20 protein-coding genes, 1 tRNA gene and 2 pseudogenes are annotated in these 15442 nt (G+C 69.4%); 14 read left to right on the forward strand and 9 right to left on the reverse strand.

Features of this window, described 5'->3' with window-relative positions; genetic code table 11:
* Positions 1-55 precede the first annotated feature (55 nt).
* The gene (locus OG819_RS55550; protein ID WP_266657757.1) at positions 56-577 is read left to right on the forward strand and encodes a hypothetical protein; all 522 of its coding nucleotides are present in this window, start codon (positions 56-58) and stop codon (positions 575-577) included.
* Between the two features lie 13 nt (positions 578-590).
* Here OG819_RS55550 and OG819_RS55555 read toward each other — a convergent pair whose 3' ends face one another.
* A complete protein-coding gene (locus OG819_RS55555; RefSeq protein WP_266657759.1) occupies positions 591-776 on the reverse strand; it encodes a hypothetical protein in 186 nt (61 codons plus the stop codon).
* A 201-nt stretch (positions 777-977) separates the two neighbouring features.
* Here OG819_RS55555 and OG819_RS55560 point away from each other — a divergent pair, with 201 nt between their 5' ends.
* Entirely contained in the window at positions 978-1199 is a 222-nt protein-coding gene (locus OG819_RS55560) for a hypothetical protein (RefSeq protein ID WP_266657761.1), read from the forward strand.
* Positions 1199-1573, forward strand: coding sequence for a fic family toxin-antitoxin system, toxin component (locus tag OG819_RS55565; protein WP_266657763.1), 375 nt, complete (start codon positions 1199-1201; stop codon positions 1571-1573). Before OG819_RS55560 ends, OG819_RS55565 begins: the two co-directional genes overlap by 1 nt.
* A gap of 254 nt (positions 1574-1827) precedes the next feature.
* Here OG819_RS55565 and OG819_RS55570 read toward each other — a convergent pair.
* Positions 1828-1901 (reverse strand) — tRNA-Met (locus OG819_RS55570).
* A gap of 264 nt (positions 1902-2165) precedes the next feature.
* Here OG819_RS55570 and OG819_RS55575 point away from each other — a divergent pair.
* The 3 genes from OG819_RS55575 (at position 2166) to OG819_RS55585 (ending at position 4553) form a co-directional block, all read left to right on the forward strand.
* Positions 2166-2798, forward strand: coding sequence for a DUF6417 family protein (locus tag OG819_RS55575; protein WP_266657765.1), 633 nt, complete (start codon positions 2166-2168; stop codon positions 2796-2798).
* 180 nt (positions 2799-2978) lie between these two features.
* The gene (locus OG819_RS55580) at positions 2979-3650 is read left to right on the forward strand and encodes a hypothetical protein (protein WP_266657767.1); all 672 of its coding nucleotides are present in this window, start codon (positions 2979-2981) and stop codon (positions 3648-3650) included.
* A gap of 378 nt (positions 3651-4028) precedes the next feature.
* On the forward strand, positions 4029-4553 hold the full coding sequence (locus OG819_RS55585) for a hypothetical protein (RefSeq protein ID WP_266438997.1): 525 nt from the start codon (positions 4029-4031) through the stop codon (positions 4551-4553).
* Positions 4554-4946: 393 nt separating this feature from the next.
* On the opposite strand, the gene OG819_RS55590 is transcribed toward OG819_RS55585, so the two are convergent.
* The 5 genes from OG819_RS55590 to OG819_RS55610 all read right to left on the reverse strand — a co-directional run bounded on the left by OG819_RS55590 (position 4947) and on the right by OG819_RS55610 (position 7853).
* A complete protein-coding gene (locus OG819_RS55590) occupies positions 4947-5963 on the reverse strand; it encodes a hypothetical protein (RefSeq protein ID WP_266657769.1) in 1017 nt (338 codons plus the stop codon).
* Positions 5947-6477 carry a sigma-70 family RNA polymerase sigma factor gene (locus OG819_RS55595; protein WP_266657770.1) on the reverse strand — a complete coding sequence of 177 codons (531 nt, stop codon included), beginning with the start codon at positions 6475-6477 and terminating at the stop codon, positions 5947-5949. Before OG819_RS55595 ends, OG819_RS55590 begins: the two co-directional genes overlap by 17 nt.
* Before the next feature lie 38 nt (positions 6478-6515).
* The gene (locus OG819_RS55600; protein WP_266657772.1) at positions 6516-6650 is read right to left on the reverse strand and encodes a hypothetical protein; all 135 of its coding nucleotides are present in this window, start codon (positions 6648-6650) and stop codon (positions 6516-6518) included.
* A 369-nt stretch (positions 6651-7019) separates the two neighbouring features.
* Positions 7020-7286 carry a hypothetical protein gene (locus tag OG819_RS55605; protein WP_266657773.1) on the reverse strand — a complete coding sequence of 89 codons (267 nt, stop codon included), beginning with the start codon at positions 7284-7286 and terminating at the stop codon, positions 7020-7022.
* A 132-nt stretch (positions 7287-7418) separates the two neighbouring features.
* The gene (locus tag OG819_RS55610) at positions 7419-7853 is read right to left on the reverse strand and encodes a hypothetical protein (RefSeq protein WP_266657774.1); all 435 of its coding nucleotides are present in this window, start codon (positions 7851-7853) and stop codon (positions 7419-7421) included.
* 149 nt (positions 7854-8002) lie between these two features.
* Here OG819_RS55610 and OG819_RS55615 point away from each other — a divergent pair, with 149 nt between their 5' ends.
* From OG819_RS55615 to OG819_RS55630, 4 genes and pseudogenes are all read left to right on the forward strand, one after another.
* Positions 8003-8236 carry a hypothetical protein gene (locus OG819_RS55615; RefSeq protein ID WP_266657775.1) on the forward strand — a complete coding sequence of 78 codons (234 nt, stop codon included), beginning with the start codon at positions 8003-8005 and terminating at the stop codon, positions 8234-8236.
* A gap of 45 nt (positions 8237-8281) precedes the next feature.
* Positions 8282-8626, forward strand: coding sequence for a fic family toxin-antitoxin system, toxin component (locus tag OG819_RS55620; protein ID WP_266657776.1), 345 nt, complete (start codon positions 8282-8284; stop codon positions 8624-8626).
* Between the two features lie 553 nt (positions 8627-9179).
* Positions 9180-9736: pseudogene (locus tag OG819_RS55625) on the forward strand (heme-copper oxidase subunit III).
* Between the two features lie 119 nt (positions 9737-9855).
* A pseudogene (locus OG819_RS55630) lies at positions 9856-10588 on the forward strand (prepilin peptidase).
* Between the two features lie 141 nt (positions 10589-10729).
* Here OG819_RS55630 and OG819_RS55635 read toward each other — a convergent pair.
* Positions 10730-11161, reverse strand: a complete 432-nt coding sequence (locus OG819_RS55635; RefSeq protein WP_266657778.1) for a hypothetical protein — start codon at positions 11159-11161, stop codon at positions 10730-10732.
* Positions 11162-11493: 332 nt separating this feature from the next.
* Here OG819_RS55635 and OG819_RS55640 point away from each other — a divergent pair, with 332 nt between their 5' ends.
* The 4 genes from OG819_RS55640 to OG819_RS55655 all read left to right on the forward strand — a co-directional run bounded on the left by OG819_RS55640 (position 11494) and on the right by OG819_RS55655 (position 13947).
* The gene (locus tag OG819_RS55640) at positions 11494-11655 is read left to right on the forward strand and encodes a hypothetical protein (RefSeq protein ID WP_266657780.1); all 162 of its coding nucleotides are present in this window, start codon (positions 11494-11496) and stop codon (positions 11653-11655) included.
* Between the two features lie 137 nt (positions 11656-11792).
* Positions 11793-12401, forward strand: a complete 609-nt coding sequence (locus OG819_RS55645; protein WP_266657782.1) for a hypothetical protein — start codon at positions 11793-11795, stop codon at positions 12399-12401.
* The gene (locus tag OG819_RS55650) at positions 12398-12997 is read left to right on the forward strand and encodes a hypothetical protein (RefSeq protein ID WP_266657784.1); all 600 of its coding nucleotides are present in this window, start codon (positions 12398-12400) and stop codon (positions 12995-12997) included. The genes OG819_RS55645 and OG819_RS55650 overlap by 4 nt, the downstream gene beginning before the upstream one ends.
* A gap of 110 nt (positions 12998-13107) precedes the next feature.
* Entirely contained in the window at positions 13108-13947 is an 840-nt protein-coding gene (locus OG819_RS55655) for a hypothetical protein (RefSeq protein WP_266657786.1), read from the forward strand.
* Between the two features lie 55 nt (positions 13948-14002).
* On the opposite strand, the gene OG819_RS55660 is transcribed toward OG819_RS55655, so the two are convergent.
* Positions 14003-15433, reverse strand: coding sequence for a Twin-arginine translocation pathway signal (locus OG819_RS55660; protein WP_266657788.1), 1431 nt, complete (start codon positions 15431-15433; stop codon positions 14003-14005).
* Positions 15434-15442: the final 9 nt, after the last annotated feature.

Below are 15442 nucleotides of genomic sequence, written 5' to 3' on the forward strand. Positions count from 1 at the left end.
CGGGCTTGTCCGGTGTCCGGCCTGAATGTCGCAAGCGGCCGGTAGCGTGACGAGCATGATCCCGCACCGAGCGTCCGCAGTTGAGCCATGGCCGGGCTGGGTGACCAGCCGGGCGGCGCAGGCCGTGTACGGCGAGCACCTGGTTCGCATCGGCCAGCTCATCCCGGCCCTGCTCTACAGCCAGGTCATGGACCGCCGGGACCTGGCCGCAGCGCACGAGCGCGGCGACCGGGACCGGGTGCTGGCTGACGTGGGTCTCCAGGCGATGGAGTGCCGCGACGACCTGTTGGAGACGGCGGTGGTCCTGGACGTGCTCGCCCTGTGCCGCCCGCCGGGCGGCTACCTGCCCCTGCCCTACCAGGAGGAGCCCGGCGGACCGGACGAAGCGGATGAGCTGCGAACCGACGCCTCCAGCGTCGCCAGCGATCTGGCGGAGCACGACCTGCGGAACGGCACGAGCCTGACCGGCGACATACCGCCGCCGCTTCAGGACGGCTGTACGGAGGCGGAGCGCGATGCCGTACGCGCGTACGCCCGCCGGGAGTGGCGGGCTCGCGAGGACCCCAAGGGGCAGTGACGTTGAGGAGCGGCTACGCGTCGTCTTCGTCGTCGGGATACTCGAGGTCCTGGTTCAGCGCACGCAGCAGTGGGTGGGCGAGGAGGAGGATCGCCGGCGGGGCAATCTCCGGCCGGTAGCTGTCGGGCGCGGCGCAGTGTGCTCCGGGGTGGCGGTTGAAGGTGTCCTGCGTTGCGCCGCCGGCGAAGGCGTTCCTCATGCCCGCCAGGCCCCGGCCCGGCGCCGGGAGCTCTCTCCTGCCGCCCATCCGTTCCGCGGGACCATCGCCAACGTTTGACCTGGTCAAAAGGCCAATCGTGCTGTCCGTGAGTGGCGCGTGCGCGTCATAGCCTGGTCTTTGTGGTGGACCACTCCAGCTCATCCCTCCCCGCCGGTGGTCGTGCGGGGATACCGTGGGGGCATGGCGAAGGAAATCCGCATCAAGGTCGACGACGAGACATACCAGGAGCTGCAGCGTCTCGCCGCAGACGACCACGTGGACCCAGATCAGTACGCGAGTCGGCGGCTGACCACCGACCTTGCGCGCACCCGGTTCCTCGAGGGCGCGAAGGCTTTCGTCGAGGAGCACGGGCAGGCCTTCGCCGACCGCTTCGGGGCCGGCTCCAGGAGCCACGCCGCCTGATGCCGCCCGTTGTGCTCATCGACGAGCGATGGCTGCTTGATATCGCGCAGAACCTCGTGCCCGGGGACCCCGACGTCACCGACTACGGCGCGCTGGCCGCCGCCATCGCCCGCCACCGGCATGAGGTCATGGGGACCCTCGTTTACCCGGCTGCGCATCACCGAGCCGCCGCGCTCCTGCACGCCCTCGCGCGGATTCCTGCCCTCGAGCATTCGAACGAGCTGTTCGCCGCGCAGGTCGCCTACGCCTACCTCCACGCCAGCGGTATCCAGGTCAAGGTCGGCAGCCAGGAGGCGATCGCGTTGGTCATCGATGCCATCGAGGGACGCCGCGACGTGCGCCAGGTCGCCGAGGCGCTGAAGAACTGGGGCTGATCAGCCAAGACGCCGCAGAGGGAGCAGCCCTCGGGCCACTGAGCCGGCCGGGCCCGCACCACCGCATCGGCCATCAGGGGCCGCCCGTATGCGTACGGGTCGGTGCTGCATTCCGCGTGATGCCCCGTGTGTCCGCGTCCCTTTATGCCCACGGTGCAGTGCGGCTCGCCTGGCGAGCGGGCAGTAACGCCGCGTGCGCCGGGGCTGGACACGCCTGAGGGGCCAGCACATCGTGCTGGCCCCTCAGGTTTCAGTAGCGGGGACAGGATTTGAACCTGCGACCTCTGGGTTATGAGCCCAGCGAGCTACCGAGCTGCTCCACCCCGCGTCGGATTGCTCCACCCTACGCCAACTGTCCCGCGCACGAGACCATGAGCGCCTGCCTGGCCTGCCGCGAGGGGCGTCGGCGGTCGCGGCAGCACTTCCTCACCGGCGGCCAGGCCGTGAAGCTGGCTTTGGCCGACGGCGCACTGAGCGCTGGACGGGTTCCCCCGTTGGGCTGGCCTTCCCCGGCTTGGCGCTGCCTGGACCGGCATCGACGTCTACGGTCGGCGAACGCGTACGGGCGCGGCACACAACGCGGGGGAGTGGGATGAGGAGTTGGGAGCAGGCGCTGTCCGTGCTGGAGGCGCTGCGCGAGCGCGGGCAGGCGGCCAGGCACGGCTGGACGCTCGACACGGAGCTCCTCCTGCCGCACCAGCAGCAGGTGAACGCCCTGGAGAACCAGGGCCTGGCGGAGCTCGCCGGGCGGGAGGACTGCGCGGAGCTGTCGGCGCTGGAGGGTCGGCCCGTACGGTGGGCGGCCCGTCTGACGCCGAACGGCCACGACACGCTTGCCTATGCCCAGTCCCGTCCCCGGCCCGAGTCCACGCCCGCTGAGACGGATCCGGACCGGCAGCTGGTGGAGCTGATCCCGTCGCAGATGGCGGCACTGCGCGTGTTCGTCAGCCTCGCCGACCGACTGCGAGTTCCACCGGCCGAGGGGCTGGCCGAGCAGGTCCGTTCGGCGTCGTGTGATCACGGGATCAAGCGATGGCGGCTGCATCTGACGCCTGGGCAGGTCGCGTCCGTGGCGTATGGGTTGTGGCTGCACCGGATGACAGGCTCCGCCGCGGAGGCCAACCGCTTCGCCCGCGAGTACGGCGTCGTGCACAGCCCGGCGTGGGACTCGGGCGAGGGACTTCCGGCCGCGCGGGGTGGTGCGGGGGGCGGTGGGCGAGGGTGACGTGATTGGGCTGCTCGGGGCAGGCGCTGAGAGTTTCGGTGAGCGCGGACGCAAGCGACGGGCTGCGCGGTGGCGCACCCCCGCATTCTGCCGTGCTTCTTGGCGCGGGCCCCGGCCGGTGTGCTGATGCGCGCACCGGGCAGTATGTGCCCAGCCATTGCCTGCTCGTGAGGGGTCAATATGTACTCCAGCTACCGTGCCGCGTCATCCGTGCTGTTCGCCGCGGTGTTCCTGGCGGGCTGCTCGCCGGCCGCAACGGGCGGATCTGCCGAGTCCCCGGCCGGAACTTCGACCACGGGACCGTCGGGTACGGACGCGCGGGGCGGCCCGGCGGGGGCGATTGCGGTCGGGGCCGGTCCGCAGACCACCTACACCGTCCAGAAGCAGCCTCCAGCGGGCAGTTGCCACTTCCGGTATGAGAAGGGGGAGCCGCTGGAGGATCCGGCGTGCACGCCGGGCGCGATTTCTCCGGCGGTCACGCAGGCGAATCTGAAGTCGACGATCTGCCGCAAGGGTGGCTACACCTCCGGCATCCGGCCGTCCACGTCCGTCACCGGCAAGGAGAAGGCGCTGAACGCGGCCTCGTACGGCTACAAGGGTCCCATGGGCGATGCCGAGTACGACCACTTGATCAGTCTCCAACTCGGCGGCGACCCCAACGATCCCCGCAACCTGTGGGTCGAGCCGCCGGACCCCGGCCACAAGACGGGCGGCGGGGTCAACAACCGCAAGGACCCGGTGGAGACGAAACTCCACACCGCGGTCTGCGCCGGGAAGGTCTCCCTGACAGCGGCGCAGAAGGCCATCGTCACCGACTGGACCACGGCCCTCAGCACCCTCGGCCTCGACTGAACCACACACCGGCACCACTCCTTGTTCACGCGGATGCGTCCGCGCTGCCCGCCGGGCCATGGGCGTCTGCAGGACCCCTCGAGTCTCCGCACCGGCTGAGCGTCACTCCGGTGTTGCGCGGGCTCTTGGTGAATCACTGGATCAGGGGGCAGAGTGCCGTCGAGGACCTCGGCAAGCCCTTCGCCTGCGACCACATTCTTCGACGCAACTCCCAAGCGAAACTGGGGATTTGGACAAGGCTCGCCTATGCCCTGGTAAGGAAAAGGTGCAGGTCACGAGAAGTTCACCGTCCACGTCTACCCGCATAGACCCGGCCGGTGCTGTCATTCCGTCAGCCGCCCGGAACCTCGCCTCCGGGCCAAAAGCGGGAGACCCCAAATGCGACCTCTGCGCCGCGTCACCGCCACCACCACCGCCCTCGGCATGGCCGCCGCCGGCCTCATCATCGCGGTGAGCGGCACCGCGCACGCCTCCGCCTGTTCCCAGTCCTACCTGCCGCTGCCCGACTCGTCCTGCACGCCCGGCTCATACAACCCCGACGTCACCCAGTCGAACATCCACAGCACCATCTGCGTGTCCGGCTGGACTGCCACCGTCCGGCCCTCCACGTCCTACACCAACCCCCTCAAGGCGCAGGGCATCATCGACTACGGGTACTCCGACACCAACATGTCGGACTACGAGGAGGACCACCTCGTGCCGCTGGAGCTCGGCGGTGCGCCCCGCGACCCCGGCAACCTGTGGCCCGAGCCGCACTACGGCACGAAGACCGCGTACACCAAAGACGGCACCGAGACCAAGCTGAAGAACGCCGTCTGCAACGGCACCATCACCTTGTCCGCCGCCCGCAGCGCCATCAAGAACAACTGGACCACCGCGCTCCAGGTCACCGGCATCGGCTGACCTCCAGTAGGACCGTAGACCCCGCCTGGTGATCGATCCCAAGGGTCGGCTGCGCGCATGCGGCGAGGGAGCCCAACTCTGTCTTCAGACAGAGTTGGGCTCCCTCGCCGCCCCCGCGGCGGGGCTTGGTGCCTGTCTTGTGGTGTGCGGGGCGGGCATGGGCCTCGCCAGTGGGGAGGATGCGCTCCACGTCGTGACGAGGTGCCAGCCGGTGGTTCTTTGAGCCGGGCGGGCCTCCGGACCGGGCCGGGAAGGTTTCGGCGCACAGGCTGGCGCCCGCGGTTTTTGTGCGCAGGTTCCGGAGCCGTCGTCTCACCCGAGCTGGTGTGAACCCGCCCCAGGGCTGAGCGACATCGCGGAGGGACTGGGGGCGGCGCGCTTCCTGGCGATGGGCTACCACAGAGTGCCGTAGGTACGGCACGGGATTCCGGAGGGATCGCAGTCGGCGCAGTCTTCGCAGTGCTGCCAGAACGCCTGCCAGGCCCGGTCCCGGCGGCGGGCTGCCGCGAAGTCGCCGACGCGCTGTGTGTGGCCGAACGCCCCGCCGCTGTCGTTCCACTTCCATGCGGGCGGGCTTGTCGGTGATGTGGGGAAACAGGACATGAGGTCGGCCGGACGGGCTGGCGCGGCCGATGGCGGTGCGCTCCAGCGGGAGTGGCGTTCCGCCAAGGGGTCGAAGGTTCGTCGGCGGGGTGCACGGGGGGCGAGCGTCGTGGTCAGCGACGTGATGTGGTCGGCGAAGTCGGGGTCGGGCAGGGGCAGGTCGAGGTCGTCGTCGACGTAGGCCACTGCTGCGGGGACGTAGTCAAGGACGGCGCTGACCACCGCTGTTCTCGTGGCCAGGTCTGACAATTCTTCGCCAGTTTTCAGGCCCTGCAGGACGCGCAGGGTCGTAGCCAGTTCCTGTGGCCCGGCTTCTTCTGCGCTGCGGGCGCAGGACACTTCCGTCTGGGTGTGCCACCACTCGGCTTCTCCTTGTTCGCCGTGGGCCATGTGATGGAGGTAGAGGCAGTAGACGGCGGGGCTGTCTCCGGCCCCGGCGGCGTACTGCCACCAAAACCGTGCGGAGTCTTCCCGCTCGGTGAGCTGGAGGATGCACCCCAGCACCCGCGCTCCTGCTGGTTCGGGCAGCGAGCGGGCCACGAAGTGCCGCAGGCTCGCCACGGCCCCGGTGCTCATGACGGCCGTCTCGCACAGTGTGCGCAGATCCTGCGCCGCCGCGTCGGCGCCGACGTGTCCTGGGGGCTGTGGTGGATTACAGGGCGCCGGGCCGGCATCCGTGCCGGGATCGGCGCGGCGGGCGGCGACCCGCGCGGCGATGCGGTCGGCCGCGGCGTCGATGTCCTCGTGGGTGTAGGGCTCGTTGACCAGTCGGGCCTTGGCCAGCAGCTGGTCAATGTGCGACGTCATCGGCGTGTCCTTCCTTGGCCAGCCCGAGGGTTTCCTGCAGGCGGCGCCGTGCGTAGCGGGCGGTGGAGCGCACTGCCGCCGGCGTGATGCCGAGATGGTCGGCGCTCTCGCGGACGGAGTGCCCAAGGACGTGGAGCAGCACGGTGACGTCCCGCTGCCGCTCGGGCAGGGTCTCGATCGCGTGGAAGAGGGTGATGTTCTCCTCCAGCTGGCCGATGGGGTCGACCGCATCGCGCAGTGCGGCCGTCTCGAAGGCCGCGGTGTCGACCAGTGCCTCACGGCGGCCGCGGGCCCGGCCCGCATCGACCGTGCGGTTCTTCATCACCTGCCAGGCGTAGGCGGCCGGGCTTTCCTTCGCCAGGACCTGCGGCCAGGCCATGAGCAGCTGCTCGAAGGCGCAGTCGACCGCTTCCTCGGCGTCGGCCTGGTTGTTCAGGTACGTCTTCGCCCAGCGCACATACGCCGGGCGGTGCATCCGGTGGAACGCCTCGAAGTCCAACGGCAGCTCTGTCATCGGCGTAGCGCCGGCTGAATATTCCGCGAAGTCCCGCCTCACGCCTGCCCGTCCTCGTGGTCGCTGCGGCGCAGCTCGCTGACCCCCACCCGTACCCCGGCCGCGGCCGCGCGGCGCAGCAGCGCCACCGCGTCCCGGCCCAGCACCCGCACAGCCAGCACCACGAGGACCACATCCCCAAGTAGACGCAATGACACAGGCCTTCATCCCTCCGCTGAATGGGCGGGCCCCCTCCCCCGGACCCGGAGCGACGCCCGAACGCGCCCTCTGCTTCCGATGGCGTGCGGCAGGGCGCGATCGTGCATCGGTCGAACCAGAATTCTCACGGAACGAAGCCGTTCGATTACACCCAAGTGGCTTGCGTTGCTTCGCAGTTACCCCTGCGCCAGGCCGCACCATGTGCCGCACCATGCCCCTCGCCTGTGCGGCAGCCGGGCGGCTCGCTTCTTTGCGCAAACCGGAACCCTGCTGCCGCCACCCTTCGTGTGACGAGCACCACAGGGAAGATCCCTCTCAACCGAAAACGCCAGCCATGTCCGGCTTCAGACCCCCTTACTCGAACATGAATCCGGCAATAGTCCACGTGTTCCCGTCTCGCGCGCGGGCAGCGCGCCCCGCACCAACTGCGCGTCCCTGTGCGGCAAGTCGCGGACCGACGCACCAAAACCACGAACGTGTACCTCGCGCAGGGTATCGACCAGATCGGGGAAGCCGCCCTCCCTGTGTGCCTGCGCCAGCCAGGAGGGCCGGCGCCGGTACATCGACGGCGTGTGCGGCAGCACTCCCTCGGAGACCAGCAGGTACATCACCTGCGCAGCGTGACGCCACCCTCGTAGCTCTCCACGATCTCCCGCGCCCGGTCCACGACTACCGGCCGCCGCACCCGCTCACCCGTCACGCGGTAGATGTACCCCTCGCACCGGCCGAGGCACTCGGGCGGGTCAGGCGTCCGCCGCGCTGACGGCCGCGCGGAACTCCTGTGTCATCAGAGCGACCGTGCCGCGCTGGACGGGGGCCACACCCGGCTCGCCCCACACCTTGGCCAGCGCGGCACTCATGCGCTCGTGCATCGCCGCGTCGACCACCGGCCGGTACTCCTCGGGGACGTCGCGGGTGTCCTGAACGGCGACCATCGTGCCGAAGCGGGTGCCGATCCACCCGATCGTGTTGACCTTCCAGCCCAGCTGACGGGCCGCCCGGCGCATCGCGGCCCTGATCAGTTCCACCCCGCCCAGGCCGACGGCCTCCTCATCGTCCAGATTCACCTGGTACGAGCCGCCGAAGCCACCAGCACCCTCGGGACAGGCGCGGCGCAGCAACGGCACCAGGGACTCGGCCATGGCGATGCAGCGCGGGTCCTTCGCGTAGGAAGCCATTCGAGCATCGTTGGGGCCGAGCAGCTCCGCGAGGTGCCGTACGTGACCCGCTTTGCCCGCACACCCCGAGGCTGGGAGAACCCGCCGGCCGACGGCCCTTCTGCTCAGAGCCCTCCCCGCCAAGCGTCTGGTCCGGCTACCGTGGGGGCATGGCCAGGGAACTCCGTATCGAGATCGATGACGAGCAGTACGAGCAGCTGGAACGCGAGGCGCACGAGCGGCACGAGGATCCGACGGTGTACGCCGGCCGCGTCCTGGCCCAGGAGCTCAATAAGGCGCGGTTCCTCGAGGGCAGCGCCCTCTTCCTCGCCACGCCCGGAGTGCGTGAGGAGTTCGCCAGCCGGTTCGGCCCGCAGCCCGGTACCGCCGCGTCCGCGGCGTAGGCGGGCAGCGGCGCAGTGGACCTCTCGGTAGATCTTCCATGGCTTATGGAGATCGCCCGCACACAGTTGGGCGACCCGGACGTCACAGACTGGGGAGCGCTGGAAGCGGCCCGCGCACGGCACGCCTTCCGAGTACTGGACGAACCCGTATACCCGCGGCCGCATCACCGCGCCGCCGCCCTCTTCCACTCGCTCGCCCGGGTGCCGGCCCTGGAGCACAGCAACGAACTCTTCGGTGCGACGGTCGCGGCCGGCTACTTGTACGCGTCCGGCCTGCCCGTGCGGTTCACCGCCAAGGAAGCCGCCGACCTCGCCGACCAGGTGTCCGCCGGGCACGTGGACGTGCGCGCCCTGGCCGCCGCCCTAAAGGAGTGGACGGAACGCTCCTGACCTGCGCTGATGGCGACTCCGATCCCGAAACTGGATCAAGGAAGGAGGCGGTACGGCAGTGCCGTACCGCCTCGAGCTATCGCGCCTCCTCCGCGATAGCTAAGCTCAGTCCCGTATCGGTGCGAGCGACGCTCGCCTGGTATCCCGCGCTCAGTGACTGAGCGGCGCGACGGCGGTGGCTGTTGTGGATCTCGGCCCTGGAAAGCAGAAGATCACACAGTCATTCGCCGAAGCGCAGGGAAGATGCACACGATCACGCAGATGATCACGTATGCGACGAGAGCTGCGGCCACCTCGGCCGGGAAACAGTGCCACTCGATCATCCCCGGTTCCTCCTTCCTCCCCCACCTGGCGAACATTGGGACCTTGAGGTCCTCGCGGCTTCATCCGCGGCCCTCCCGGACCAGCTCCTCCCTTCGCAGTCGTACATGGCACCGTACGTCATCCGGTGGCACGTCAACAGGGCTTCCATTGCGGCCTCATAGGACAACTGGCCTGCACAGACTCCGAATGGCACCCCTCCGCGTGAGGGGCTGGATAAGCGACCGACATAATGTCGGTCGTGGCGACAGCAACGGCAGTAGAACCCGGGCACGCTCACCCGTCGGCCAACCGGCCGAACCTCACCAGCGTCGGAAGAACCATCATTTGACTGAGTTCCGAGCTGATGTTCTTCGCGGCCTTCTTCGCGATGTACTTCACCCGGCGATCAGTGACTGACCCTGATCACATGGCCGAGGGCCCGGGGCCCGTATTCTCAGCCACGAACACCACGATCCTGGTGCTCTCCTCCCTCACCTGCCTACTCAGCGGGTTCGGGGATGAGCGTGGTGACGTGAAGGCTCTCGCGCTCCTCCGACCCGTACGGCTCGGTGTTCTACCTGACCACGGCCCGCACCTGATGGTGGCGCCATCAGCTCGCACCGCGTCCGGATCGCCGTGGGCAGCGTGGAGTCGCAGGACCTGCCGGTCCACCTCGCCACCCGCGTCAAATTCGAGCAGGCGACCGCCGCGATCGAGGCCCACCTAAACGACGTCGTGTCCTACTACTGGCACTTCGTCGACGTCGTCTGGATCGGCCTCTCCGCCACGGTCTACGTGATCAAGTAGTCGGCCGTCGGCTGCGGAGGATGGTCACCACTCGGTCAGAAAGACCGATAGCGCCGAAGATCCTCTCCGCGCGTCTTGCCGTCCTACCCCGACACCGGCGTGACCCTAAGCTCCGTCCGGTGGAGACGTTGCTGATCATCACGGCCACCGTCCTGTGGGGATGCGGCACGGGCGTGCTCATACCCCCTCCCGCGTACCGGTTCTCCGCGCCACCCGAGGAACCCTGGCGGTCAGCGTGCCCGGTCGGCCATCCCCTCACCGGGACCGGCGGCGGCTGGCTGGGGCGTGCTCGCTGCGCCGCCGGGGACACCCACGGGCCGAGCACCCTCTCCGTCGCCTCCGCTACGGCCGTGGTCTGCGCCCTGCTGGCGGCCGCCACCGGGGCCCGCCCCGAGCTGGTGGTCTGGCTGCTGCTTGCCCCTGCCGCCGTGCTGCGCGCCACCGTCGAATTCGCGGAGCACCGGCTTCCCGACGTGCTCACCCTGCCGCTCGCCTCGGCCGCGCTCGTCCTGCTCGGCGTCGCCGCGGTGCTGCCCAACGCCGACGGCAGCTGGACATCCGCGCTGCTCGGCTCCCTCACCCTGGGCGGCGGCTACTTCGTGCTCTTCCTCCTCAGCAAGGGCTCCGGGTTCGACGATGTGAAGCTCGCCGTCGTCCTGGGCGCCCTCCCGGGCCGGTACGGCTGGGCGATCGGTCCTGGTCGGGACCTTCGCCGGGTACCTGTTCGACGCCCTGTACGGCATCGGCCTCATCCTCGCCGACCGGGCCGGCAGGACGACCAGGATCCCCTTCGGCCCGTTCCTGCTCGCAGGAACGCTGGCCGGCGTGCTCCTGGGCTCCTCCGCGCAATGAGTCCCTGCCCGCGAAGCCGACCGGGTTGGTGACGGAAGCGAGAACGGGCGGTGCTCTCGCCCTGCCTACCTGATCATGACGTCGTACCGTCACAGCCGGCCGAATAAAACGGACACCGTTACGGCACCGTGTCGTGGTCATCTAGGTGGTGGGAGTCCGTTTCCGCTCGCGGTAGACGGCCTGACGACACCGTGCGCTGCAATACCGGGCGGTCCGTCGACGCCGGACACCAGCCCGCAGCACCACACGGCAAACCGGTCCGCCGCAGGTCTGCCACGCCAGCAACCGTTCCTGCCGCCCCGTGCTCGTGTGCAGGAACTCCGCGGCCTCGGCGTCGATCGTGATGGTCAGCAGGTTCCAGGCCCGCTCACGCCGCTTTCGCAGCCGATACGCGCCGGCCACGCAGTTCGGGCCGCAGTACCGGCGGCGCGGCAACGCGCTCTTCGGCAGCAGACGGCGACAGCGCCTGTACTTGCATCGGCGCCGCCTCGGCTTGCTGTCCACCGGCATCACCGTCACCCCCAGAACCAGCATGGCCCCGCGTGACGTAGCGGTGAAGGCGGCGACGGCCAAGGCAGCACGGCGGCTTCGGGCCGGGGCTGGAGCGGGACCGTTTACGTGCTCATGGACTTCGATCCCGCCGTGGTGGGAGTCGTATCCCCGGCAACCGTGGCACCGAATGACGGATGCCCGGCCTGCCAGAAGCCGCTTCGTGCAGTTGCTCGTACGCGGCGTCACAGCACCCCAGTTGCGTCAATCATCGATCATTTCTGGCCGAGTTCTCAGAGCCTGCTTTCAAGATCGCGAGCTCTTGATGTATTACACCTTTATCGGCTCCGGGCACAGGGCTTCCAATGGCCAACTGACCTCAGCAAGGGCCCCGTTCAGCGCCATACCTTCTGGGCATGCCCCCTCTTTCCGTGGCCCTTGTCATTGCCGTGCCCGTCGTTGCAGTGGTCCTCGTCGCCTGCCTCAGCCCCAACGCACGCCAACGTGCCGATGCCTATCGCGTGTTCGAGCGCATGTGCAGCATGGTGGAGCGCATTACGAGAAGCCTCTTGCGCTGACCCCCTGACTGCCGCATCGCGAACCCCAAGGGGCCGCTGGGCCGAGGGCTGGTGATGACGCACGGAGCGGGCTTCGTGCTGGCTAGCCTGGGGGAGTGGCACCCTGTCGCGGGCGGCTGCACGGCGAGAGGAAGTCGATGACCGATCAGGCAACCAGGTCTCCTGCCAAGGCGGATCCCAGCACCCTGACGTTGGAGTTCCGGCATGTCCACCGGCTTATCGATCCCGCCGCGGAGGGCGTGCAGACCTGGCAGATCTCCCTCCTCGCCGACGACGAGACGGTGGCCCGAGTGCGTGCGACGCGCGGCCTGTACTGGAAGGCCCACAACCTTCACGACCGCATCGCCGACGAGCAGTCCTTCCCCGCGGTGGTGGCGGAACAGCTCTTCGACACCGACGGCCAGTTCACCCCGGAGTACGAAGACGTCGTCGACCTTCCGGGCAATGTCCTTGTGATCGACGACCTCCACATTGCCGCACCCTGGGACGACCCCTGGGTCGTCGCCGGGCTGACCTCCAGCATCATCGACCGGCTGACCGACAACCAGTACGCCGTGGTCCTCCCCCGTGTCTCCGGCGACACGGAGACGGCCCTCCTCACGGAGGCCGGCGTCCTGCTGAGCGCCGAACCGTTCTCCGACGAACTGCTGATCATCGACACGTCGCTCGCCGCCCCGAAGAGGCCGCGCACCGTGTCCGCGAGCACCTGCGCTCCCGCGCCCGCTACGGCGGAGCTGACCCCTTGAGCGAGGACTGGGACGAAGAAGACGACGAAGGGGAGGAGGCCCTCACCGCGTGCACGCGAGCGGTGCTGCACCTGGCCCTTCAGGAACTGTCGGACCAGGCGTGGCAGGAGGTGTCCGCGCTGGGTGATCAACCGGTCCAGCGGAGCGCCGGCGGACTCTTCGGCTCACTGCCGCGGGTGACCTGGCACCAAGACGGTCCCTGGCGGCGGCAGATGGCCCGGGCCTTCGACGATCTCGCCGCCGACTGCTCGTCCAACGCCGAGGTCGAGCCGCGCAGCACCGGCGAGGAGATGGCCCTGCACCTCGGCATCGCCCGCGCCCAGGACCTGACGCGCAACCGGCCGCGGCTCGTGCGGGACACCGTGGCGGACCTGCCCGAAGACCGAGCGGACTTCGACTGGGACGCCTGCTCTGACGTCCTCTTCCAGGATCACGACGTGCTGATGCTGTTCGACCACTCCCTCGACGGCATCGAGCAGCCTGACAACGAGATCCATCAGTCGCTGGGCATGACCAATCTCGCTCCGCACGACTGGTTCGCAGCCTTCGACCCCGATCTGGCCCGCGACCCCGACCGCGGCTTCCGCCGCCCGTGACCTCAGCCCGACGGCGCGCGTCAACGGCGGCCGTCCCGAGCAGCCCATGGATCTGCAACCAACCCGATTCGGCGAGAGTGCTCATCTCACAACTGGTCGGGGGAGGAACGATGAGCGACGACAGATTGAAGTTCCCAGACACCTTTCACTTCCGGGCCGGGATCGGTCAGCGCAGCGGCAACGCCTACTTCGGCACGGACGTGCTCACTGGGTTGGTGACCGGGATGGACGACTTCCTCACCGATCCCGACGGCCGCTGGAGGCAGTACCGCTCCCTGGGACCCGCAGTCCTCGGCTGCGTGCCCTGGCTGGACGACCCGGCTCTCCTGAGCGCGATCGATCGATTCCCGTCGGCGTGCGTGGTCGTCACGAAGCAGGAGCTGAAGAAGCGGGGGAGGGAGAAGTTCGAGCGGCTCAAGCAGTACGCCCAGCAGGGCAACGGCTTCCCTGCCGACGTCTTCGCCGAGATGACCGAGTTGGTGTCCCGCTATGACGGCCCGCCCCCGGTGATTGGCCCCTACTCGCCCCGGACGGAGGGACTTCGTGTCCCGAGTATCCGCTCGTTCGGGTTCCGCAAGACCGGAGGCCGTCCCGTGCCCCTCATCCACGCCAAGATGTTCCTCCTGGGCCATCTGTGGTGGCACGACGAGGACGGATCTCCGGCTGGCGTCGCCGACGTCACCGGCTTCACCCCCAAACGGCTGTGGCTGGGCAGCACCAACGGAACCGAGAGCTCACGGCTGGGTCTGGAGTTCGGCGTCTGGCTGGATGACCCCGATCTACTCGCCGACGCAGAGCAGTTCTTGGTCAAGGTGATGCGGTCATCCGAGGGCATCGACCCAGATGACGACCTGTTCGAGCCCGAGTACGTCAGCGTCGGCTACGACGACGACGCCTTCTACGACGCGACGGGCCACGTCGACGACGTGTCCGAGGAAGACGACGAATGACCCCGGATCGACCCCGGTCCCCCGTTCCGTAGCCGGGCCACGCCCAGCAACGGCGTCACGCCGATGCGGCGCCGGACGCGTCTACGGGAGGCGGCAGGGTGCGCAGGCGTTCGCGCAGATCGGCCACGTACTCGGCGGGGCGGGCGGAGAGCAGGCCGTTCAGGCGCTCCAGCCGCGTACGGGCGGTGGCGCGCAGGCGGCTCGGCGGCACCCGGTCGAGGACGTCCAGGGCGCGCTGCGCGGCATCGGACGGCGTCTCGGAGGCCTCGGCCTGGGCGAGGACGAGGGTGGCGGCGGCCCATCCGGGGGTGCCGGTGATGCAGGCGGCCGCGGAGGCCTCGGCGCGGGTGCGGGCCTCCTCGGTGCGGCCCAGCGTGAGGTGCGCTTCGGCCTGGTGCAGGGCGAGTTCGGGCTCGTCGAAGCCGAAACGGCCCGGGGCCTGGCCGGCCGGGTCGGCCTCAAGTTCGGTCAAGGCCACGTCCAGGGCGGCAGCCGCCTCCCGGTCGCGGCCCTGCTGGGCGAGGGTGGGCAGCAGCGCCCAGGCATGGAGCTGGGCACGGACCAGGCCGGCGGGGGCCGCGGCCACGCCGCGCTCGGCGTACGTGTACGCGGCGGTCAGGTTGCCGGTGTGGCGGGCCACCATGCTCTGCGCCCCGTACGCCCACGCCGCCAGCGCCGTATCACCGCACCGGTTGGCGTACGAGACGGCGGTGCCCAGGTGGGTGCGTGCGCCGGCCGGATCGTCGAGGTGGAAGGCCAGATTGCCCAGGAGTCCTGAGAGCCGGCCGAGCTGACGGTGCAGTTCGGTGCCGCCCGTGTCGGCGGGGAGCACCCCGGCCAGCAGGGTGCGCGCGGCGCGGACTTCCCTGAACAGGACCGGGACGGGGTGCTTGCTGTAGTTGAGGTGGTAGTGGTCGGCGGCGGCTTCGGCGAGTTCGTCGACCAGCGGGCTGCCCTCGGGTTCCGCCAGGAGCGCGAGCTGGAGGGACTCTCTGACCGAGGGGAGCCCCGCATCGGTGGTCATCGGATCCGCCCCTTCCTGCCGGCCGGATGCGGCAACGCCGGCGTCGTTGCGACCGTATCCGATCAGCTCCGCCGTCCACGCCGACAACTGCCGTACACGCGCAACCTTGTGCAGTCCCAGTTGCTCGGGGGTGGCCCGGTAGGCGCGGCACAGCATCACCGCGTAGTCCTGCCCGGGCCAGTCCTCGGGGTCGTGTTCCCAGCGGCACAGCATCGACTCCGATAAGCCCGGCGGCAGCAGCCCGTCCGCGACATACAGCTCCCCGATCTGCGCGATGGTGTCGGCCCTCGACCAGCCCAACGCCAGGCGCCACGCCTCCAGTTCGGTGACCTCCGCGAGCTCCTCGCGGATCGCCGCGGCGATGTGCTCGGCGGTGAAACCCGTGCGCTGGCAGCGTCTGCGGATCAACGCGGCCTCCCGCGCGATGGCAGCACGTCGCGAGCGGGTGATTGCGGCGGTCATGGGCGCCCC

This window comes from Streptomyces sp. NBC_01549, from assembly GCF_026339955.1.
GTDB lineage: Bacteria > Actinomycetota > Actinomycetes > Streptomycetales > Streptomycetaceae > Streptomyces.